General features: G+C 61.6%; 16 protein-coding genes. 4 read left to right on the plus strand and 12 right to left on the minus strand.

The window, feature by feature from the left end:
• Window positions 1-34 precede the first annotated feature (34 nt).
• A complete protein-coding gene (locus BUE09_RS15160) occupies window positions 35-1,246 on the minus strand; it encodes a nitrate/nitrite transporter (RefSeq protein WP_073301955.1) in 1,212 nt (403 codons plus the stop codon).
• Window positions 1,247-1,588: 342 nt separating this feature from the next.
• Here BUE09_RS15160 and BUE09_RS15165 point away from each other — a divergent pair, with 342 nt between their 5' ends.
• Window positions 1,589-2,527 carry a 1-phosphofructokinase family hexose kinase gene (locus BUE09_RS15165; protein ID WP_073301957.1) on the plus strand — a complete coding sequence of 313 codons (939 nt, stop codon included), beginning with the start codon at window positions 1,589-1,591 and terminating at the stop codon, window positions 2,525-2,527.
• 1 nt (window position 2,528) lies between these two features.
• Here the strand turns inward: BUE09_RS15165 and BUE09_RS15170 are convergent, their stop codons facing one another.
• The 9 genes from BUE09_RS15170 to BUE09_RS15210 form a co-directional block, all read right to left on the minus strand.
• Window positions 2,529-2,972, minus strand: a complete 444-nt coding sequence (locus tag BUE09_RS15170) for a thioesterase family protein (protein ID WP_073301959.1) — start codon at window positions 2,970-2,972, stop codon at window positions 2,529-2,531.
• Window positions 2,973-3,181: 209 nt separating this feature from the next.
• Window positions 3,182-3,760: an ANTAR domain-containing response regulator gene (locus BUE09_RS15175; protein WP_073301961.1), complete on the minus strand. Its 579-nt coding sequence runs from the start codon at window positions 3,758-3,760 to the stop codon at window positions 3,182-3,184.
• Between the two features lie 14 nt (window positions 3,761-3,774).
• Window positions 3,775-4,995 carry a CmpA/NrtA family ABC transporter substrate-binding protein gene (locus BUE09_RS15180; protein ID WP_083380815.1) on the minus strand — a complete coding sequence of 407 codons (1,221 nt, stop codon included), beginning with the start codon at window positions 4,993-4,995 and terminating at the stop codon, window positions 3,775-3,777.
• Between the two features lie 171 nt (window positions 4,996-5,166).
• Window positions 5,167-6,789, minus strand: a complete 1,623-nt coding sequence (locus BUE09_RS15185; RefSeq protein ID WP_073301966.1) for a BatD family protein — start codon at window positions 6,787-6,789, stop codon at window positions 5,167-5,169.
• Window positions 6,786-8,528, minus strand: a complete 1,743-nt coding sequence (locus BUE09_RS15190; protein WP_073301968.1) for a VWA domain-containing protein — start codon at window positions 8,526-8,528, stop codon at window positions 6,786-6,788. The genes BUE09_RS15185 and BUE09_RS15190 overlap by 4 nt, the downstream gene beginning before the upstream one ends.
• Window positions 8,525-9,538, minus strand: coding sequence for a VWA domain-containing protein (locus tag BUE09_RS15195; protein ID WP_073301970.1), 1,014 nt, complete (start codon window positions 9,536-9,538; stop codon window positions 8,525-8,527). The genes BUE09_RS15190 and BUE09_RS15195 overlap by 4 nt, the downstream gene beginning before the upstream one ends.
• The gene (locus BUE09_RS15200) at window positions 9,531-10,031 is read right to left on the minus strand and encodes a DUF4381 domain-containing protein (RefSeq protein ID WP_073301972.1); all 501 of its coding nucleotides are present in this window, start codon (window positions 10,029-10,031) and stop codon (window positions 9,531-9,533) included. The genes BUE09_RS15195 and BUE09_RS15200 overlap by 8 nt, the downstream gene beginning before the upstream one ends.
• Window positions 10,028-10,999 carry a DUF58 domain-containing protein gene (locus BUE09_RS15205; RefSeq protein WP_073301975.1) on the minus strand — a complete coding sequence of 324 codons (972 nt, stop codon included), beginning with the start codon at window positions 10,997-10,999 and terminating at the stop codon, window positions 10,028-10,030. Before BUE09_RS15205 ends, BUE09_RS15200 begins: the two co-directional genes overlap by 4 nt.
• Window positions 10,999-11,958, minus strand: coding sequence for an AAA family ATPase (locus BUE09_RS15210; RefSeq protein ID WP_073301977.1), 960 nt, complete (start codon window positions 11,956-11,958; stop codon window positions 10,999-11,001). Before BUE09_RS15210 ends, BUE09_RS15205 begins: the two co-directional genes overlap by 1 nt.
• Before the next feature lie 320 nt (window positions 11,959-12,278).
• On the opposite strand from BUE09_RS15210, the gene BUE09_RS15215 reads away from it, so the two are divergent.
• The gene (locus BUE09_RS15215; protein ID WP_073301979.1) at window positions 12,279-17,126 is read left to right on the plus strand and encodes an NAD-glutamate dehydrogenase; all 4,848 of its coding nucleotides are present in this window, start codon (window positions 12,279-12,281) and stop codon (window positions 17,124-17,126) included.
• Between the two features lie 139 nt (window positions 17,127-17,265).
• Here the strand turns inward: BUE09_RS15215 and BUE09_RS15220 are convergent, their stop codons facing one another.
• On the minus strand, window positions 17,266-18,189 hold the full coding sequence (locus tag BUE09_RS15220; protein WP_073302043.1) for a DUF6685 family protein: 924 nt from the start codon (window positions 18,187-18,189) through the stop codon (window positions 17,266-17,268).
• 168 nt (window positions 18,190-18,357) lie between these two features.
• Between BUE09_RS15220 and BUE09_RS15225 the strand changes: the two genes are divergently transcribed.
• Window positions 18,358-18,579, plus strand: a complete 222-nt coding sequence (locus BUE09_RS15225) for a DUF2835 domain-containing protein (protein ID WP_019342725.1) — start codon at window positions 18,358-18,360, stop codon at window positions 18,577-18,579.
• A 105-nt stretch (window positions 18,580-18,684) separates the two neighbouring features.
• On the plus strand, window positions 18,685-19,725 hold the full coding sequence (locus BUE09_RS15230) for a quinone-dependent dihydroorotate dehydrogenase (RefSeq protein ID WP_073301981.1): 1,041 nt from the start codon (window positions 18,685-18,687) through the stop codon (window positions 19,723-19,725).
• A 90-nt stretch (window positions 19,726-19,815) separates the two neighbouring features.
• Here BUE09_RS15230 and rmf read toward each other — a convergent pair whose 3' ends face one another.
• Window positions 19,816-20,031, minus strand: coding sequence for a ribosome modulation factor (gene rmf, locus BUE09_RS15235; RefSeq protein ID WP_019342723.1), 216 nt, complete (start codon window positions 20,029-20,031; stop codon window positions 19,816-19,818).
• Window positions 20,032-20,056 lie beyond the last annotated feature (25 nt).

Genomic DNA, 20,056 nt, shown 5'->3' on the forward strand with positions numbered 1-20,056 from the left:
TGAGGCCAGCCTTCCAAGTGTTTCCTGGATGAACTCAGACGCGGGCGGCGGTCATCGCAGCGGAACCCCAGGTGGTTCTCCAGCGACGCTTCACACCATAGAGCCCGAACCACGCCAGCGCACCCAGGCTCGCGAACAGCCAGAGTCCCATCTGGTAATTCCCGGTCGACTGTTTGACCGCGCCCAGCCCGGCTGTAAGCAGAAAGCCGCCGATGCCGCCAGCCATGCCGACCAGGCCGGTCATCACGCCGATTTCCTTGTGGAAGCGTTGTGGCACCAGTTGGAACACCGCGCCGTTACCGGCACCGAGGCTGAGCATGGCGACAACGAACAAGGCCAGTGCAGCCGTTGAACTCGGTAAATTGAAGCCGACAACGAACAGGCACGCGGCAGCAACGGTGTACATCACCAGCAGCGAGCGGATGCCGCCGATTCGATCGGCCAGTGCACCTCCGAGCGGGCGCAGCATGCTGCCGGCGAAGACGCAGGCGGCGGTGTAATAGCCGGCCTTAACCGGGTCGAAGGCGTACTGGTCATGGAAATAGCCGGGCAGGGTACTGGCCAGACCGAGGAAGCCACCGAAGGTGACGCTGTAAAAGAACATGAACCACCAGCTGTCACGGTCGCCCAGCGCTTTCATGTAGTCGGCAAAGGACTTCGATGCGGGGCGGTTAGGTGCGTTCTTGGCGAAAGTGACAAAGATGATCAGCGTCAGCACCAACGGGATCAGGGCCAGGCCAAACACATTGCTCCAGCCAAACATCGTCGCCAGCATCGGTGCGAACAACGCCGCGAACACCGTACCGGAATTGCCCGCTCCGGCAATGCCCATGGCCTTTCCCTGATGCTGCTGTGGATACCACTGCGAAGCCAGCGGCAGGGCGACGGCGAAGGATGCGCCCGCCATGCCGAGGAACAGGCCGAGCAGCAAGGCTTGTTCATAACTGTGAACGCCGTGAAGCCAGGCCACAAACAACGCGGCGATCACCACGACCTGACCGAATAGCCCGGCGGCCTTTGGTGAAGTGCGGTCGGCCAGCATGCCCAGCACCAGGCGCAGCACGGCGCCGGAAAGGATCGGAGTGGCGACCATGAAGGCACGCTGCTGGGTGGTGAGGCCGAGATCGGCCGCAATCTGCACGCCAAGCGGGCCAAGCACGTACCAGACCATGAAGCTCAGGTCGAAATAGAGAAACGCGGATAACAGCGTCGGCGTGTGGCCGGCTTTCCAGAAACTGGTATTCATCGGGTGGGCTCCAGGCATTCGTCGTGTGCAAAAGAGGCCGCCCCAACGTCGAGGCGAAAACAAAAAAGCGTCGCTTCACGCCTGCCGGAGCAGGAATGATGCGACGCCTTTGTCTTAGGGTGGAGACCGCCGTTGGCCTACCGTGTCGATAACACAGCATCTAGCGTGCCAGTCTGCCTGCGGCCCCGTTCTATGCGGGTCGTGTCGCTGGGCCCGCACGACCGTCGACGTCTGTTGCACAAGCGTTGTGCGGCGGGTGTCATTTCGGGGCAAGCCTTGCCGATTGTCTTTGTTCTGACGTCGGCTGTTAGGCTTGGTCTGCCAAGCTTCGAGGAGTGACCGATGCCCGTTATTGCCAGCCTGACCCTTAACCCGGCAATGGATTTGTCCGTCAGCACTGCGCGGGTAACCAGCACCGAGAAGTTGCGCTGCTCGCTGCCGCGCCATGACCCGGGCGGCGGCGGAATCAACGTCGCGCGGGTGGTCGCGACACTGGGTGGCGAGGCAGTGGCCGTCTATCCTGCGGGCGGTCCGTTCGGCGATCTGCTCACTCGGGCGCTGGATGAGCTGGGCCTGGCGCACCGCCCCGTGCCGATCGCGGGCGACACGCGTGAAAGTTTCACGGTGGACGAGTTTGAGACCGGGCTGCAGTACCGTTTTGTACTGCCTGGCCCTTCCTTGTCCCCCGCGGAACTGGCCCGCTGTTTAGAGGCATTGACCTCGCTGGATCCAGCGCCGGCTTATCTGGTGCTGAGTGGGAGCTTTCCGCCAGGTGTTGCGCTTACGTTCTACGATGATCTGCTCAGACTGACGCGCCGCATCGGTGCCAGGCTGGTCGCCGACCTGTCTGGCGAGCCCCTGGCCTACGCTGCACATCAGGGCGGGGCATACCTGCTGAAACCCAGCCTCAACGAGCTTTCGACCCTGGTCGGTCGCGCGATCACCAGTGAAGTGGACCAGGAGCAAGCGCTGCGCGGCCTGATGGCGAAGGGTTGTGCGCAGATTATCGTGCTGTCGCTGGGCGCGGATGGGGCGCTGGTGGCCTATGGCGAGCGGCTACAGCGGCTGCGCTCGCCACAGGGTCCAGTCGTCAGTGCGGTGGGCGCCGGTGACAGCATGCTCGGCGCCATCGTGCTGGCGCTGGCCGAAGGTCGCAGCCTGTACGAGGCTGTGCGCTACGGTATTGCCGCCGGGACCGCCACCGTGATGCGTCCCGGGACCGAGCTCTGCCACCGCGAGGATGTGCAACGACTGCTGCAGCTCGGTGATGGCAACGGTTGATCTAGTCGATCCGGTTTACCCGCGGGAATTTGGCGGCAAATGCCTCAGGCATAGCGACAACGCGGCTCTGCACATAGTCGTAGAAGACGAAGCCGGACTTGGCCATGGCGATCAGCGTGCCGTCGGCCGGTCGGGTGATACGGAAGGTAATGTCGCCGCCGTACTTGTTGAAATCCATGACGCCGACTTCGAACAGCAAGGCGTCCCGCGCATGGGCCTCGGCTTTGTAGGTGGTGGCCAGGTCGGTGACGATGATGCCGCCGCCATCCTTGCTGGTCTCGGCAATGCCATAGGCGAACAGGAAGCGTGCGCGGGCCTCGGAAATCATCGAGATCATCGAGTCGTTGGCGAGATGGTTGCCGGCATTGATATCGGTAATACGAACGGTCAGCTGAGTGCTGAAGCAGAACTGATCTTCGGGAAACTGCAGGGTCAGACGGGCCATGGTGCTCTCGTTGCGGATGTCTGGCGCTGGTTGGCAGCGCGACTTGCGGAGGCGGATTGTACGCCTCTGCACGGTAGCTCCAAGCTCGATCCGGCCTGCTGATATCGCAGCCGCAGCGTCAGGCGGCCCCAGCACTCGGCTCCGCGCCACATGTGTTCGGCTACGACAACGCGGGATCGCGTCGAAACTTGCCTCGCGGACGCTGCGATTCACTGGCCCAGTAAATCGTTCATCGCAATGATCTGATCGGCGACCTGGATCAACTTCTGCTGGCGGCTCATGGCCTGGCGGCGCATCAGCGTGTAGGCCTCTTCTTCGTTGCAACTGCGCATCTTCATCAGCATGCCCTTGGCCGTTTCGACGCGTTTGCGCTCGACCAGTTGCTGGTCGCGCGCGTGGAGTTGTGCACGGATCGCCTGGTCGCTCTCGAAGCGGGCCATGGCCACGTCGAGGATGGCTTTCAGGCGCTGGGCCTGGATGCCTTCGACGATATAGGCGCTGACACCGGCGCGGATGGCCTGGCGCATGGCGTCGGGGTTGCTGTCGTCAGTGAACATGACGATGGGTCGCGGCTGATCACGGCTGACCATCACCACCTGTTCCATCACGTCGCGGCCGGGGGAGTCGGTGTCGATCAGCACCACGTCGGGGCGAATCGCTTCGACCCGCTCGGGCAGGTCGATGGTCAGACCGGATTCCTCGATCACCTCGAAGCCGGCTTCGATCAGCGCGCAGCGCAGGCGACCGACCTTCCGCGGGGTGTCGTCGATCAGGAGAACGCGAAGCATGACTGTCTCCCTGTTCAAGGCTTGGGGTGAGGTGCGGTGTCAGCCAGGGAATGCAGCTTGAACCTGCGCGCATAACCCGCCGGATCGCTGCCATCCCAGCGGCTGCCGTCCATGAGCGTGGCGCTGCGCATGGGCGAGTCGGGCACCGGGATATTCAAAGCGCTCGCCGCGTCGCGGTAAAGGCTGGTCTGCTGCACGCTCTGCGCCACGGCGAGGTAGTCAGGATCTTCGCGCAGCAGGCCCCAGCGGCGCAGCTGGGTCATGAACCAGAGGCCGTCGGACTGGTAGGGCATGTTCACTTCGCCGTCGCCGAAGAAGCGCAGCGGGTGCTTGTCCAGCCAGGCATGGCCGAGGCCGTCTTCATACTGACCGAGAAAGCGCGGCTCGATGGCCGCAACGGGCGCATCGACATAATCGCTGCCTGCGATCAGTTGCGCGGTGCTGCGGCGGTTTTCCTGGTTCTCATCGATGAAGCGGCTGGCCTCGAGAATGGCCATGATCAGTGCCCGGGCGGTGTTGGGATACTGGTCGACGAATTCGCGGGTGCAACCGAGTACTTTTTCCGGATGGTCGGCCCAGATCGATTGGCTGGTCGCGATGGTGAAGCCCATGTCTTCTGCAATGGCGTGCGCGCCCCAAGGCTCGCCGGCACAGAAGCCGTCGATGCGGCGTGCCCTGAGATTAGCAACCATCTGCGACGGCGGCACCACTACTGTGCGTACGTCAGCCAGCGGGTGGATGCCGTAGGCAGCCAGCCAGTAGTAGAGCCAGAGTGCATGAGTGCCGGTAGGGAAGGTCTGGGCAAACGTGAGTTTTGCACCACTCTGGCGCACACACCTACTGAGCGTATCGGGATCGGTCACGCCGACTGCCTTCAGCTCACGGGAGAGGCTGATGCTCTGGCCATTTTGCGCCAGCCCCATCAGTACGGCCATGTCCTTCGGCGCGCTGCCTCCGATTCCCAGGTGCACGGCGTAGATGAGTCCATACAGGCCGTGTGCAGCATCGAGTTCACCGTCGACCAGCTTGTCTCGCAGGTTGGACCAGGAGCTCTGCCGACGCAGATTGAGCGTGAGGCCATAGGGCTGGGCAAAGCCTTGAGTCGCGGCCACGATCAGCGATGCAGCATCGGTCAGCGCCATGAAGCCGAGGTTGACGACGTGCTTTTCTGGCGCGTCGCTGCCGGCGATCCAGGCGTTGGTATCAGGGCGGAGCGAAGAGGTGAGATCGGTCATGCTGAGGGAAACCTTTGCCATGCGAAGCGCGCACCGTTCTTAAGGAGATCGATGCGAACCGGGGTATCTGGTTCAGGTTTAGCAAGCTACATGCCAAGCGCAGCGCACGAGGTGTCACCGGCGGCAGCGGTGGGACGTGCGGGTTGCGATCCCGGTCAGAAAGCCGACAACTCAGCGCGGATACAACGGCGGCAGCGCGCTGGCTTCCCGTTCGACATCACCGGCCTGGCCAGCCGGCAGGCTCTGAATGGCCTGCCACAAGGCTTCGCCTTGCCAGCGTTGGCCGGTCTCGCTGTACAGCGCACCGTTAAGGCCATCGAGTGCATCTGACAGCGGCTCGAAGCGCGCCGCCATGTCGGCCAGCGTCTCGGGCTGCTGGCGCGCCCACGCATCAAGCGCATGGCGGGTGGCCAGCGTGTCATTGGCGAGACAGGCCCGTTTCAGGTCATCTAGCAGGCTGCGTGGGGTCGGGCCGGTCGGCACCGTGCGGATCACTGCAGGCTGGCTGCGCGCGTGCAGCCACAAGCCAAAACCGAGCAGAGTCGTCAGCGCCAGCAATGCGCTGCTCAGCTGCCAGGGCCAGAGCCGGCGCGCCTCACGCTGTTCGGGTATCTGCGGCGTATCGATGGCGGGTTGTAGCAGGTCCGGGTTGTCGGCGACCAGCAGGTTCCGCCCGGGCAAAGTGCTGCGTTCCAGGTGATCGTCAACGGTGTTCCACCAGACCACTTCAACTGGCGGGAGTTGGAAATCACCGGCACGCGTCGCCACCAGGGCTTCGCGCTGTTCACGGCTACCGCTGACGCCGTTGGCGGTGACTTCGTTGTTCAGGGTCGGTTGGTCGGGGTAGCTGCGCAGGCCTGAAACCTTGGGCGAGGTGATCGGAGGCAACTGGCTGCTGGTCAGCCCATCGGCCTTCAGCAGCACGCTGCGGGTCAGCGCTTCGCCCAGCTGAGCATCTGCAGGTTCCGGACTCCAGGCTTCAACCAGCGTCAAGCTCCGCGCAGGCAGCCAGGCGGCGTCGGCGGGGTAGTCAGCTGGTTTGGGTTTTACAACTAATGGAATGGTTGGAGATTTCACCTGGGTCGCGCGCCCGAAACGCGAGCCGTACTGATCACCGGTCGAGGGAGCCACGGCCGTAGCACTGAACACCTGCGCGGGAATCGTCAGCTCGCCGCTCTTTTGCGGAAACAGCGCATAACGGATTTCGATCACGCCGTGGCGGACCCCATTGATGTCCTTTTCATAGGTGCGTGGTTCGCCCAGCCGCTCCACCAGCGCATCGTTCATCTGCAACGGTGACAGGGTGCTGTCGTCGTAGAGCGATACGGAGTGGTAGATACGCAGCGTCAGCAGCACCTGCGCCTGCACATATGCCAGCTCCTGATCGAGGCTTGCATCGATGAATATGGGGGCAAGCAGGTCGCTGTCGCTGGCGCTGGGTTCGGTGACATGCAGCGTAATGGGTTCGCTACGCGCATCGCCAAGCTGCAGAGGTGGGATGACGACATAGCCGGTCTGCAGCGGCTGGAGCGTGACCTGCCATTGGGTAATTGCCTGCGCCTCGCCATTGGCGCCGGCGAGCTGGTTGTTCTGACGCGTGCCGGATACTTTGAACAGGCTATCGAGCGGTTGCAGGTCGGGCTTGCCAAAGGCGGTGCCATCGGCCGTTTCCAAGGTCAGTTCAACCGTTTCGTCCAGGCTCAAAGTGGTGCGGTCGACCCGAGCGAGCAAGGTTGCGGCGTTCGTCTGCAGGCCCAGCAGGAGCAGAAACACCAGCGTTATCCTGCGCATCATTGGTTCAATTCCTGCCGTTTGCGTTGCTCATAAAGAAACTTGCGCCTTAGCAGCTCGCCCGGATTGTCCGGAATCTTGCGCAGCCACTGGTTCATTGCCTGATCCTGTTCGGGGTCGATGGGTACGTCCTGTGCCTGTGCCAGCTGCTCATCGGTCGTGACTGACTCGGACTCGGCTGATTCTGACTTGGAAGCCGCCTCGTTCAGTGTTTCGCTGGCCGCCTCGCTGGCGTGCTCTGACGGACTCTGTTCCGTGGCTTGGTCAGTCGACGCAGACGATGTGTCTGGTGCCTTGCTTCCGCGAGGCTGCATGCGCGGCTCGGTTTCGGATGTCGGTTCCTGAGGCGTCGGTTTGTCGGGCTGGGCGTTATCTTGAGCCTGTTGTTGTCGCAGGGCCTCTTCGACGGTTGCTTTATTGCGACGTGCGACGTCGAGCCCCGGATCCAGCTGCAGCGCTTGTTCATAGGCTTCGATGGCGGCTTGCAGCTCGTCGTTGCGTGCAAGCGCATTGCCGCGGTTGTAGTGGTCGGCGGCGGAGTCGCCCTTACTGAATTGCTCGGCAGCGCCAGCAAAGTCACCGGCCTGGTAGCGCGCATAGCCTTGCCACCTATGATCCGTGAAACGGGTTGCGGCTTCGCCTGGGCGAGACGAGTCCAGCAGGCGCATGCCCTGTTGATCGGGGCGCAGCCAGAGGTCGTCAAAGCTTAGAGCGCTGGCGGGTTGCGGGATGAAGAGGAAGAGCGGCAAGCAGAAAAGCCAACCCCGGCGCCCGGCGCAGGCGGCGAGCAGCAACAGGGGCAGCAGCAGCCAATAGCCTTGGTCCTGCCAGGTGTCGAGACGGGTTGTCTCGTCTTGAGCCAAAAGCTTTCCGTTGCGTTCGAGCAAACCGAGGCTGCGCAGATCCGCATCATCGACTCGCGCCTGCTGATAGCGTCCACCGATACGATTGGCGAAGCGCCGCATGGCATTGTCATCCAGCCGAGGGATGACAATGGCGCCCTTGTCATCCTTGAGGAAACTGCCATCTTCTTGGGCAATCGGGGCGCCTTGTTCGGTGCCGATGCCCAACAGGAGGAGCGGCTGCTCGCCGTCCTCGAGTAGCAGCTCAATCGACTCGCGTTCCGGCTTGCTCAGGCTGCTGCCGATCAGTAGCAGGCGGCCGCGGCCATTAGCGCCCTGTTGGAGCAGGTCGATGCCTTGCGCCACCGCCAGGTCAGCGCGGTGGCCGGATTCGGGCATAAGCTCGGGCTTCAACACATCCAGAAGATTTTGAGTAGTGGCCAGGTCGTTCGTCAGCGGCACCAAGGTGTGAGCGCTGCCGGCGAAGACCACCACGGCGGTCTGCGTGTCCTGGCGGGTCTGTAGTAGATCGAGAATCTTGCGCTTGGCCTGCTCGAGCCGACTCGGTCGCACGTCGGTTGCCAGCATGGCTGGTGTGGTCTCCAGCAAGATCACCAGCGGGTCCGCGCGCGACAGGCTCGGTTGCTCGACCTGCTGCCAGCTTGGCCCCAGCAACGCCATGCAGCCCAGCAGCCAGGCGGAGCCAAGCAGGATCCAGGGTAGCTTGCTGTTACGCAGCTTGCCACGGGTGAGCAGGGCGGTATGAAAAGCGGTGGGCAACAGGCGTTGCCAACGGCCTGTCTGGCGCTGTCTATGCCATAACCGCCACAACAGCCATATCGGTAGCGGCAATACGATTACCCAGAACGGTCTGAGCAAGTGCGGCAGAAGTTCGCTCATGAAGACTTGCTCCGCCGGCTGAGCTGCAGCAGTGCCAACGGCCAGACACTGCGTGCGACCCATAGCCAGCTGAGCAGCAGCGCGGCGGCCAGCGGCCAAACATACAGTGCAGTGGCGACGCGTGCCTGAGCCGGCTGTTGGGCGGCCGGTTCGAGCTCGTCGAGTGTGGCACCGACCGCTTCCAGCTCGTCATTGGTGCGTGCTCGGAAATACTCGCCGCCGGTTTCATGGGCAATCGCGCGCAGGGTCGTTTCGTCCAGATCGCCGCCGGGGTTGAAACCGAACCGGCGAAGCATGCTGTCACCCGCTTCGGCACCGATGCCAATGGTATGCACCTTGACGCCTGCGGCTGCAGCGAGGCGAGCCGCAAGCAAGGGGTCGACTTCGCCACCGTTGTTCGCGCCGTCGGTGATCAGCACCAGTACGCGACTTTTGGCTGGGCGTTCGCGCAGACGCTTGACGGCCAAGCCAATGGCGTCGCCGAGGGCCGTGTTGTTCCCGGCGATGCCGATCACGGCTTCATTTAGCCAGGTGCGTACCGTTTGACGGTCGAAAGTCAGCGGCGCCTGCAGGTAGGCCTTGCTGCCGAACAGGATCAGCCCGACGCGGTCGCCGCGCCGCCCGGATATGAAGTCACCGAGCAAGTGCTTGACCAGCTCCAACCGGCTGACCTCTTCGCCTTGCCATTGCATGTCTGGATAGTCCATGGAACCGGACACATCGACCGCCAGCAACAGGTCGCGACCGTTGGTGGGGAGCGGCAACGGTTCGCCGAGCCATTGCGGGCGGGCGGCCGCGAGCAGCAGCAGACACCAGATGAACAGATAGGGCAGCTGTTGCCGCCAGGCTGGCAGGGCAATCGAGGCGCGGCGGCCAGCCAGCGTTTCCAACTCGGCCAGAAAGCCAACCTTCAATGCCGCGTCGCCGCTTTCTGATACCGGTAAGATCCAGCGCAATAGCCAGGGCAGCGGCAACAGTAGCCAGACCCACGGCCAGGCCAGCTCAAACATGTTTGCGGATCCAGATCTGTACGGACTGTTCGAGGCCCTGAATGGCCTTGTCGTCCAAGCGGCACTCGGCGCGGTAGGCGCCTTCGACCAACACCATCCAGCGCGTCAATCCCGCAGCCGGACACCGGTTGTCGAGAAACGCCAGCCAGGCACGCCCGCTCAACGTATGCGGATGATCGTCGGGATAGCGTATTCGACACAGGCGTTTGAGTAACGCGTTGAGTTGCTGCAGCCAGTGGCTGGCGGGTTGGCCATCGTAAGGCTTGTTCAGTTGCGCGAGTTCCAGCAGTGCCGCTTGGCGCTGCGGGTCAAGCGGCTGCTCATCCCGGGTGGTATCACCTCGCTCCCACCGTTTGAGTTGTTTCCAGGGCCGCAGCTTGTGCAGCAGAACGAGGCTGAGCAGCATGGCGGCGAGAAACCACCAGCCAGCCGCCAACGGCCACCAACTAACGGCCGCTGGGGTGATCAGAGGTTCAAGCTCGAGGGCGTTCATCGTGAGGCGCCCTGGTGCTGCCCGATGAGGTGCTCGCGCATTTGCTCCACCAGCTCGCGCTGTGTAGTCAGCGGCATTAATGGCAGGCGCAAACGATCAGCCAGGCGCTTCCAGCGCGCACTTCGAGCTTCGCCTTGCTGCCGGTAGGCTTGCCGCAGCGCGGTATCATGGGTGTCCAGTTCCAGCCGTGCGCCGAACTGCGCAAAACGCAACAGTCCGGCGGCCGGTAGCGCATGGTCGAGCGGATCACAGACCGGGATCAGCAACAGATCGACGTGACGCGCGAGCAAGCTCATCTGCTGCTCTGCGGCATCGCCCAGAGCGCGTTCATCACAGATGATGACCGCAAGGCTACCCGGTCGCAGCACTTCGCGCGCGCGTCTGAGGGCCAGGCCAAAGGCCTCGGAGTCATCCGGCTGGTCGGCTTGCAACTCGGCATTGGCGCGGGCCAGGCGATCCAGCAGCTGCAGCAGGCTCTGCTTGCTGCGCCGGGGTTTGATTTCCTGCTGGTCGCCGTGCCCGAACACCAGGCCGCCGACGCGGTCGTTGTGGCTGAGCGCGGCCCAACCCACCAGGCTGGCGGCTTGGGCAACCACCACCGATTTGAAAGCCCGCGCGCTGCCCAAGAACAACCGTGGGCTCTGTTCGACGAGCAAATAGATGGGCCGTTCGCGTTCTTCATGGAACAGCTTGGTATGCGGCTCCTGAGTGCGGGCAGTGACTCGCCAATCGATGGTGCGGACGTCGTCACCGGCTTGGTAGATGCGCACCTGATCGAAATCCACCCCCCGTCCACGCAGCTTCGAATGGTGCAGACCGACCAACTGGCTGCGCCGATGCGGGCTGGAAAACAAGGGCACTTCGCGGACCCGATGACGCATGTCGATCAGCTCGGCGAGGCTCACTCGGACGCCATCGCCGGGCCCTGCATGCGCCGAGCTGTCGTCGGCGGGCCGCAACGGTTGCATCAGGCCACCGCGACCACGTCGAGGATGCGCTGCAGGACGCGGTCTTGATCGATACCCGCGGCTTCTGCTTCGAACGAGAGGATCAAACGGTGGCGCAGCACATCGAACAGCACCGCCTGAATGTCTTCAGGGCTGACGAAATCCCGGCCCGCCAGCCAGGCATGGGCGCGGGCACAGCGATCGAGCGAGATCGAGCCGCGCGGGCTGGAGCCATAAGCAATCCAACCTGCCAACTCTGCGTCGAACTTGGCGGGCGTGCGCGTCGCCATGACCAGCTGCACCAGGTATTCCTCCACCGCGTCGGCCATGTACAGGCCAAGGATTTCCTTGCGCGCGGCGAAGATCGCCTGCTGAGAAACTCGATGTTCGGGTGCGGTTTCGCCATTGATCGCTTCACCGCGCGCCTGTTGCAGGATGCGTCGTTCCACCGACGCGTCGGGAAAGCCCAGCTTCACGTGCAGCAGGAAACGATCGAGCTGCGCTTCGGGGAGCGGGTAGGTGCCCTCCTGCTCGATGGGATTTTGTGTAGCCATCACCAGAAAGAGCGGCGACAGATCGTAGGTGCTGCGACCTACGCTGACCTGCCGCTCAGCCATGGCTTCGAGCAGCGCTGACTGCACCTTTGCTGGCGCTCGGTTGATCTCATCGGCCAGCACCAGATTGTGAAAGATCGGCCCTTGCTGAAACACGAAGCTGCCGGTTTCCGGTCGATAGATTTCAGTTCCGGTAATGTCGGCGGGCAGCAGGTCGGGCGTGAATTGGATGCGATGAAATTCCGCTTCGAGGCCGCCGGCAAGCTCCTTGATCGCCCGCGTTTTAGCTAATCCCGGGGCGCCTTCGACGAGCAGGTGACCGTCAGCGAGCAAAGCGATCAGCAGGCGCTCGATCAGCCGTTCCTGGCCGAGAATCTGAGTTGAAAGAAAGTGTCGCAGCGCGACTATGGCTTCACGGTGGTCCATCGCTGAGCTCTTCTGCAGGGGCGTGTCGGGGCGGGCGCTCGACCAGCACGACTTTAATCCATTTACCGAGAGGCAGGCTATGCGCGGCTCGGCAAGTTCGTCACGCGGAGGAGCGGATGTTCCGTGCCGACCGATGCCAAGCTCTGTTCGTCATGTGGCTGAATTAAATGTGACTGCTCGGTGACTGGCGTCGCCAGACAAAGGAGACCTGAATGGGTGCATTCCCGGTCCGCTGAACTAGTGTTGAACTTACAGGTTGCGTTGCCGGTCAGGTCCCGCGACTGCCTTAGTCGAATTCTAAGCCCGAATGGAGCGAAAAAATGGCGTTCTTTACAGCTGCCAGCAAAGCCGACTTTCAGCAACAACTGAACGTGGCCCTGGCACAGCATGTCGACGAGAAACTCCTGCCACAAGTGGGACTCTTCGCCGAACAGTTTTTCGGAATCGTCGCATTGCCCGAGCTGACTCAGCGACGTATGACCGACCTGGTTGGCTCGACGCTGGCCAGTTGGCGCTTGTTGGAGCGCTTCGATCCAAGCAGTCCGGTCGTTCAGGTGTTCAATCCTGATTATGAAAAGCACGGGTGGCAGTCGACCCACAGTGTGGTCGAGGTGCTGCACCCGGATATGCCGTTTCTGGTCGACTCGGTGCGTATGGAGCTGACCCGTCGTGGCTATGCAATCCATACCCTGCAGAACAGCGTGTTGCAGGTCCGCCGGGAAGATGATGGCAGCCTGATCGAATTGCTGCCCAAGGGTAGCTCAGGCGAAGGCAGCCAAGCCGAGTCGCTGATATTTGTCGAAATTGATCGCTGCGCCAGCACGGCAGCCTTGCACGAACTGGAGCAATCGCTACTCGGCGTTCTGGCTGACGTACGCCTGACCGTCAGCGATTTCCCGGCGATGAAAGCGAAAGCCGAAGAACATCACGCGCGCCTGGCCATGTTGCAACCTGAGGACCACGCCCAACTCGCTGAAAGCATGGACTTCGTGCGCTGGCTGGCCGACGACCATTTCACCTTCCTGGGGTATGAGGAATTCACGGTTGTCGAGCAGGGCGAGGGCGGCCGCATCATTTATGACGAGGCCTCGCTGTTGGGCCTGTCGCGTAACCTGCGCACCGGCCTTGAAGCGGACGATCAACTGATCATGCCACCGGCCCTGGCCTATCTGCGTGAGCCGCTGCTGCTGTCGTTCGCCAAGGCGGCTACCCCGAGCCGGGTACACCGACCGGCATATCCGGATTTCGTCTCCATTCGCGAATTCGATGAGCAAGGGCGGGTCTCGCGGGAATGTCGCTTCCTCGGGCTCTTCACGTCCTCGGTCTATACGCAGAGCGTGCGTCGTATCCCCTACATTCGCAACAAAGTCGCGGAGGTCATCCAGCGTTCGCAGTTCGATGATTCGGCGCATCTGGCCAAGGAGCTGACGCAGGTCCTCGAAGTGCTGCCGCGTGATGAGCTGTTCCAGATGACGCTCGACCAGTTGTTCAACACGGCCATCGCCATCGTGCAAATCCAGGAACGCAACAAGCTGCGTCTGTTCCTGCGTATCGATCCGTACGGGCGCTTCTGCTATTGCCTGGCCTATGTGCCCCGCGACAGTTATTCAACCGAAACCCGCCTGCGCATCCAGCAGGTGCTAGTGGATCGACTGGAAGCAAGCGGCTGTGAGTTCTCAACCTACTTCTCCGAATCGGTGCTGATCCGCGTGCAGTTCCTGCTGCGTCTGGACCCGAGCAAACAGGTGCAATTCGATCCCATCCAGTTGGAGAACGAAGTGGTCCAGGCCTGCCGCACCTGGCAGGACGACTACTCGAGTGTGGTCATCGAGCGTTTCGGCGAAGCTCAGGGCACCGGGATACTGGCTGATTTTCCGAAAGGCTTCCCTGCTGGATACCGTGAGCGCTTTGCGCCGCACTCGGCTGCCGTGGATATGCAACACGTGCTCAGTCTCAGCGAACAGCGACCGCTGGTGATGAGCTTCTACCAGCCGATCACAGCGGTGGAAAACCGCCTTCACTGCAAGCTTTACCACCTCAATACGCCGCTGCCGTTGTCCGACATGCTGCCGATTCTGGAGAACCTGGGGCTGCGAGTACTGGGCGAGTTCCCGTTTCACCTGCGGCGCAAGGATGGCCGCGGGTACTGGATCCACGATTTTGCGTTCACCTACGCTGAAGGGCTCGAGATCGATCTGATGGAGATCAACGAGCCGCTACAGGATGCGTTTATCGCGATCAATAACGGTCAGGCGGAAAACGATGCGTTCAACCGGCTGGTCCTGACCGCAGGGCTGACCTGGCGCGAGGTTGCGTTGTTGCGCGCCTATGGTCGCTATCTGAAGCAGATCCGCATGGGCTTCGACCTGGGCTACATCGCCAGCGCTTTGCTCAACCACACCGACATCGCACGTGAGCTGGTGCGGCTGTTCAAGATGCGCTTCTACCTGGCGCGCAAACTCGGCGAAGAAGATCTTGCCGACAAGCAGGCGCGGCTGGAGCAGGCGATCATCACCGCGCTGGATGACGTGGCGGTGCTCAACGAAGACCGCATCCTGCGGCGCTACCTGGCACTGATCAAAGCGACGCTGCGGACGAATTTTTATCAGATGGACGCGGCTGGCAAGCCGAAGAGCTATTTCAGCTTCAAGCTCGATCCGCGGTCGATTCCCGAAATGCCGCGGCCGGCGCCGAAATTCGAAATCTTTGTTTATTCACCTCGCGTCGAAGGCGTCCATCTGCGTGGCGGCAAGGTCGCACGGGGCGGCTTGCGCTGGTCTGATCGTGAAGAAGACTACCGCACGGAAGTGCTAGGGCTGGTCAAGGCGCAGCAGGTAAAGAACGCGATCATCGTGCCAGGCGGGGCCAAGGGTGGTTTCGTTCCGCGTCGTCTGCCCACCAACGGCTCACGCGATGAGGTGTTGGCCGAAGGCATTGCATGCTATCGAATCTTTATCAGCGGCCTGCTGGACATCACTGACAATCTCAAGGACGGCAACGTCGTACCGCCGGCCAACGTGCTTCGCTACGACGAGGATGATCCCTATCTCGTGGTGGCGGCCGACAAAGGCACTGCAACCTTTTCCGACATCGCCAACGGCATCGCGGCAGAGTATGACTTCTGGCTAGGCGACGCCTTCGCATCCGGTGGCTCCGCCGGCTACGACCACAAGAAGATGGGGATCACAGCCAAGGGCGCCTGGGTCTCGGTGCAGCGGCACTTCCGCGAGCGTGGCATCGATGTGCAACGCGACAACGTCAGCGTGATTGGCATTGGAGACATGGCTGGCGATGTGTTCGGCAACGGCTTGCTGATGTCCGAAACCTTGCAGCTGGTAGCCGCTTTCAACCATCTGCATATCTTCATTGATCCCGACCCGGACGCCGCGCGCAGCTTTGTCGAGCGTCAGCGTCTGTTCAATCTGCCGCGCTCATCCTGGACTGATTACGATGTTTCGCTGATCTCTGCGGGAGGGGGCGTCTTTCCCCGTTCTGCCAAGCGCATCGCGATCACGCCACAGATGAAGGCACGGTTCGAGATTGAGGCCGATCAGTTGACCCCGGCCGAGCTGATCCACGCGTTGCTCAAGGCACCGGTTGATCTGCTCTGGAACGGCGGCATCGGTACCTATGTGAAGAGCGCCGCGGAAAGCCATGCGGACGTCGGCGACAAGGCCAATGACATTCTGCGAGTCAACGGCAACGAGTTGCGCGCCAGGGTTATCGGCGAAGGCGGAAACCTGGGCGTTACTCAGTTGGGGCGCGTCGAGTATTGCTTGCATGGCGGCGCGGCTAACACGGACTTTATCGACAACGCCGGCGGGGTGAACTGCTCCGACCATGAGGTCAACATCAAGATTCTGCTGAACGAGATCGTCGGCGCGGGAGATATGACCGGCAAGCAGCGTGACCAGTTGCTGTTCGAGATGACCGATGCCGTGGCCGAACTGGTGCTGCACGACAACTACAAGCAGACCCAGGCGCTGTCGCAGGCTGAGCATCGTGCCCTTGCTGGCGGTAGTGAGTACAAGCGACTGATCAGTTCTCTCGAAGCGAAAGGTTCGCTGGATCGTGCGCTTGAGTTCCTGCCTGGCGATGAAGCGCTGGCTGAGCGCGCAAACCTGGGCAAGGGTTTGACGCGTTCTGAACTCTCAGTGCTGATCTCATACAGCAAGATCGAGCTGAAGGAGGCACTGCTGCAATCTCGCGTGCCGGACGATGCCTATCTGGCGCGCGAAATGGAAAGCGCATTCCCGCAGTTGCTGGCCGAGCAGTATCGCCCGGCCATGCTGCAGCACCGTCTCAAACGCGAGATTGTTAGTACTCAGATCGCAAACGACCTGATCAATAACATGGGTATCACGTTCGTTCAGCGCCTCAGAGAAGCTACCGGGCTGAGCGCTGCCAACGTGGCCGGCGCTTACGTGATCGTGCGGGATATTTTCCATCTGCCACATTGGTTCCGCCAAATCGAGGCGCTCGATTACAAGGTCCCGTCCGAACTACAGCTCAACCTCATGGACGAACTGATGCGACTGGGCCGACGAGCGACCCGCTGGTTCCTGCGCAATCGCCGCAATGAGCTGGACGCAGCGCGCGATGTCGGGCACTTCGGACCGCGTGTCGCCGCGCTCGGGTTGAAACTCGACGCGCTGTTACAGGGCGGAACACGCGAGCTTTGGCAGGCGCGTTATGAGCGCTATACCGAGGCAGGGGTTCCTGAATTGCTGGCTCGAATGGTGGCAGGTACCAACCATCTGTATACGCTGCTGCCGATACTGGAGGCTGCTGATGAAACCGGGCAGCCACCCGCTGACGTCGCAGCGGCCTACTTCGCTGTGGGCGGCGCGCTGGAGTTGCCCTGGTATCTGCAACAGGTCACCGGCTTGCCGGTGGAAAACAACTGGCAGGCGCTGGCTCGGGAAAGCTTCCGCGATGATCTGGACAGTCAGCAGCGCGCCATTACGGTGTCGGTGTTGCAGATGAGCGATGCGCCTGAAGATCTCGATGCTCGCGTTCTGCTATGGCTGGAGCAGCGGGAATATCAGGTCGAGCGTTGGCGGCAAATGCTGGTTGAGCTGCGCAGTGCCAGCAATGTGGATTACGCCATGTACGCCGTTGCCGGTCGCGAGCTGCAAGACCTCGCGTTGGAAAGCGCCAGACGCTAGTTGTGGTATGCCGCTGGGTTTCCTGGCGGCTGTTACCTGAAATGAAACGCCGATGCCTCTGCATCGGCGTTTTGCGTCAATTGCAGGCGGTGCTGGCCGGAGAGGATGCTGATGATCTTCGTGGCAGTGGCTTTTCTAATCAGTCGGCTTGTATGGCCCGGTTGCCGAGGCGAAACCGAGTGATCTGTGGCAGGTCGCGCAGGTAGCGAACCATATCCGGAGCGCCGGCGAGCTTGAGCCCTTGTCCCAGAGCATTCGCCGCGGGCTGCCGCTTGTCCAGCAGCAGCAGCTCGGAGTTGTTGATGTTGCGCAGGAGCGTCAATCGAGCATAGGCAATCTTCGCCTCGAGCAGCAGCCCCATGAAGGCGCGATCGCTCCAGGCTTGTGCTGGCATCGTAATGGCGTGGTATTCGTTATCGAGCGCCTGAAGTCCGGCTGCATCGAGCCGGTAATCGGTAAGTTCGCAGGGAAGATTGACCTCTAGCCCCCGCAGCCGTGCATAGGCGATGGCGCAAGCGAAGGCTTCGGCATGGTGCTCGCCACTCCAGTAGATCCGCTCGCCAAGCCAGCTGGCTTGGCGAAGCTCGATGGGGGCCTGTGCCAGGAATTCGGGCAATGCAGTGGTAATGGTCCGCAGGAAGTCCTTGTAGCTGATGATGCGTAACTGGCGGCAGGCTGGAGTGGCCGCGAGTGCTTCGAATGTCGGATAGGTTGCTTCGTCGAGGCTTTGCCCGCCGAGCCCGTCAACCTGTCGTAAATCGAGTGATGGGTAGGCGCTTCGCTCCTGGCGCACAAGCCGCGTCAGCGCAGCGTGGGCCCTGGCCTTGTCTTCCTGAATCGGACCGGAGAGAGCGCTTCTCGGTAAATCGACGAATCGCTGGAGACAAGGACCATCCTGCCAGAAGATGCTCGGCGCCGGCTCGGAGAGCGGAGCAAAAGGTAAGCTGATCCGACTGGCGTGCTCGAGAATCTGACGCGGCGATTTGCCGGTCAATCCAAGGCGTTGGGCAAATCTGACGATTCGGGAATTCACGGGAGGCATCGACTCGGGCAGATCCATCATGGTAGATGAACGCATAGGGCAACGGCCGAAGTGTGGCAGAGCCGCTCCGGCTGTGCACCGTATTTGCCGCGCTTATGTTTGTCGAATTCGGTAACGAGCAGCAGTGTTAGGTCACTGCCAGATAGCCGGTATGGCAAAATCGCTGCGCTGATCAATGAGGAAGCCTCCATGCCAAGCCTCTTGCTGGATATTGCACTGCCCGCCGACAAGTTGTTGGCGGTCTATCAGGGGCGGGCCAATCGTATCCTGATCAAAAGCCGGGAAGGAACGAGCGTCAGCTTGCCGGCATATCATCTGCGACCCTTTCTGACAGCCGCCGGCGTGTTTGGTTCATTCGAGATGGAGTTTGCTCCGGAGGGAAAACTGATCCGGCTGCGCCGGGTCGGCTAGGCATCTTGCGTCGCGCGATTCGTTCAAGGGCACCTACGTTGCCCCGCTGCGTGCATGCCCGCCTGCTATACTCTCGCGCCACACTTTCCAGGATCTAGGCTGCGCATGTATAACCTGGCCCGCCAGCTACTTTTCAAGTTTACGCCCGAGACGTCGCACGAGTTGTCGCTCGATCTTATTGGCGCAGGTGGCCGTCTAGGCCTCAACGCCATGCTGAACAAGGCACCGGCTAGCTTGCCGGTGCGGGTGATGGGATTGGATTTCCCCAACCCGGTGGGACTGGCGGCCGGTCTGGACAAGAACGGCGAAGCGATTTGCGGGATGTCGCAGCTGGGATTCGGATTTGTCGAAGTGGGTACCGTGACGCCGAGATCGCAACCAGGCAACCCCAAACCACGGATCTTTCGGTTGCCCGAGGCGGAAGCCATCATCAACCGTATGGGCTTCAACAATCACGGCGTTGACGCGCTATTGGAACGGGTCGACGCGGCGCGTTTCAAGGGTATTCTGGGCATAAACATCGGCAAGAATTTCGATACGCCGGTCGAGCGCGCTCAGGATGACTATTTGCTGTGCCTGGACAAGGTCTACCACCAGGCGAGTTATGTCACCGTAAACGTCAGTTCGCCCAATACTCCGGGGCTGCGCAGTCTGCAGTTCGGCGACTCGCTCAAGCAACTTCTCGATGCGCTAGGCCAGCGCCGCGAAGACCTTGAAGTGCTTCATGGAAAGCGTGTGCCGCTGGCCATCAAGATCGCGCCGGACATGACCGATGAGGAAATCAAGCTGGTTGCCGAAGCAGTGTTTCAGGCCGGTATGGATGCAATCATTGCAACCAACACGACGCTTGGTCGTGAGGGTGTGGCGGGGCTTGCACACGGCGACGAAGCGGGTGGGCTTTCCGGCGGCCCGGTTCGAGAAAAAAGCACCCATACCGTTCGTATATTGGCAGAAACCCTGGCGGGCAGGCTGCCTATCATCGCGGTCGGTGGTATCACGCAAGGGCGTCATGCAGCAGAGAAGATCGAGGCCGGAGCCAGTCTGGTGCAGCTATACACTGGCTTCATCTACCAAGGCCCGGCACTGATTCGCGAGGCTGTCGATGCCATCGCTGCGCTGCAATCTCAGAAGGGTTCGAATCGTTAATCTGTGCTTCGGTGGGGCTCCCGATGGGAGCCCCGGGCCTCAAGCCCGCCGCCCGGATGGGGCGTGCCAGTCGAAGTCGGTGTGATTGTGTCAGCCGACCGCGTGAAGTTCGTTCAATCGATGAAGGCCGGCTGTGCCGGTCAGACCGTCCCAGTTGTCGCCGCGACCCTCCCGCCAGCCGTTAATCCAGGCTTGGCGTACTTCGGGATGAGAAAAAGGACAGAGATCGCGAGATTTACCGTGTATGCCATGTTGATAACCGCGTAGAAATGCTCGTTCCATCGGATCACGCTTGAGTCTTCTCATTGGGTATTGCCCTCAGTGGTTGACT

It is taken from the genome of Stutzerimonas xanthomarina DSM 18231, from assembly GCF_900129835.1.
In the GTDB taxonomy this organism is placed as follows: Bacteria; Pseudomonadota; Gammaproteobacteria; order Pseudomonadales; family Pseudomonadaceae; genus Stutzerimonas; species Stutzerimonas xanthomarina.

Bases quoted from the DNA above. Each gene is read 5' to 3' on its own strand.
- BUE09_RS15200 (WP_073301972.1), bottom strand. From the start codon at position 10,031: ATGAACGCCCTCGAGCTTGAACCTCTGATCACCCCAGCGGCCGTTAGT.
- rmf (WP_019342723.1), bottom strand. From the start codon at position 20,031: ATGAGAAGACTCAAGCGTGATCCGATGGAACGAGCATTTCTACGCGGT.
- BUE09_RS15160 (WP_073301955.1), bottom strand. From the start codon at position 1,246: ATGAATACCAGTTTCTGGAAAGCCGGCCACACGCCGACGCTGTTATCC.
- BUE09_RS15180 (WP_083380815.1), bottom strand. From the start codon at position 4,995: ATGACCGATCTCACCTCTTCGCTCCGCCCTGATACCAACGCCTGGATC.
- BUE09_RS15165 (WP_073301957.1), top strand. From the start codon at position 1,589: ATGCCCGTTATTGCCAGCCTGACCCTTAACCCGGCAATGGATTTGTCC.
- BUE09_RS15230 (WP_073301981.1), top strand. From the start codon at position 18,685: ATGTATAACCTGGCCCGCCAGCTACTTTTCAAGTTTACGCCCGAGACG.
- BUE09_RS15170 (WP_073301959.1), bottom strand. From the start codon at position 2,972: ATGGCCCGTCTGACCCTGCAGTTTCCCGAAGATCAGTTCTGCTTCAGC.
- BUE09_RS15215 (WP_073301979.1), top strand. From the start codon at position 12,279: ATGGCGTTCTTTACAGCTGCCAGCAAAGCCGACTTTCAGCAACAACTG.
- BUE09_RS15220 (WP_073302043.1), bottom strand. From the start codon at position 18,189: ATGATGGATCTGCCCGAGTCGATGCCTCCCGTGAATTCCCGAATCGTC.
- BUE09_RS15190 (WP_073301968.1), bottom strand. From the start codon at position 8,528: ATGAGCGAACTTCTGCCGCACTTGCTCAGACCGTTCTGGGTAATCGTA.
- BUE09_RS15195 (WP_073301970.1), bottom strand. From the start codon at position 9,538: ATGTTTGAGCTGGCCTGGCCGTGGGTCTGGCTACTGTTGCCGCTGCCC.
- BUE09_RS15175 (WP_073301961.1), bottom strand. From the start codon at position 3,760: ATGCTTCGCGTTCTCCTGATCGACGACACCCCGCGGAAGGTCGGTCGC.
- BUE09_RS15225 (WP_019342725.1), top strand. From the start codon at position 18,358: ATGCCAAGCCTCTTGCTGGATATTGCACTGCCCGCCGACAAGTTGTTG.
- BUE09_RS15210 (WP_073301977.1), bottom strand. From the start codon at position 11,958: ATGGACCACCGTGAAGCCATAGTCGCGCTGCGACACTTTCTTTCAACT.
- BUE09_RS15185 (WP_073301966.1), bottom strand. From the start codon at position 6,789: ATGATGCGCAGGATAACGCTGGTGTTTCTGCTCCTGCTGGGCCTGCAG.
- BUE09_RS15205 (WP_073301975.1), bottom strand. From the start codon at position 10,999: ATGCAACCGTTGCGGCCCGCCGACGACAGCTCGGCGCATGCAGGGCCC.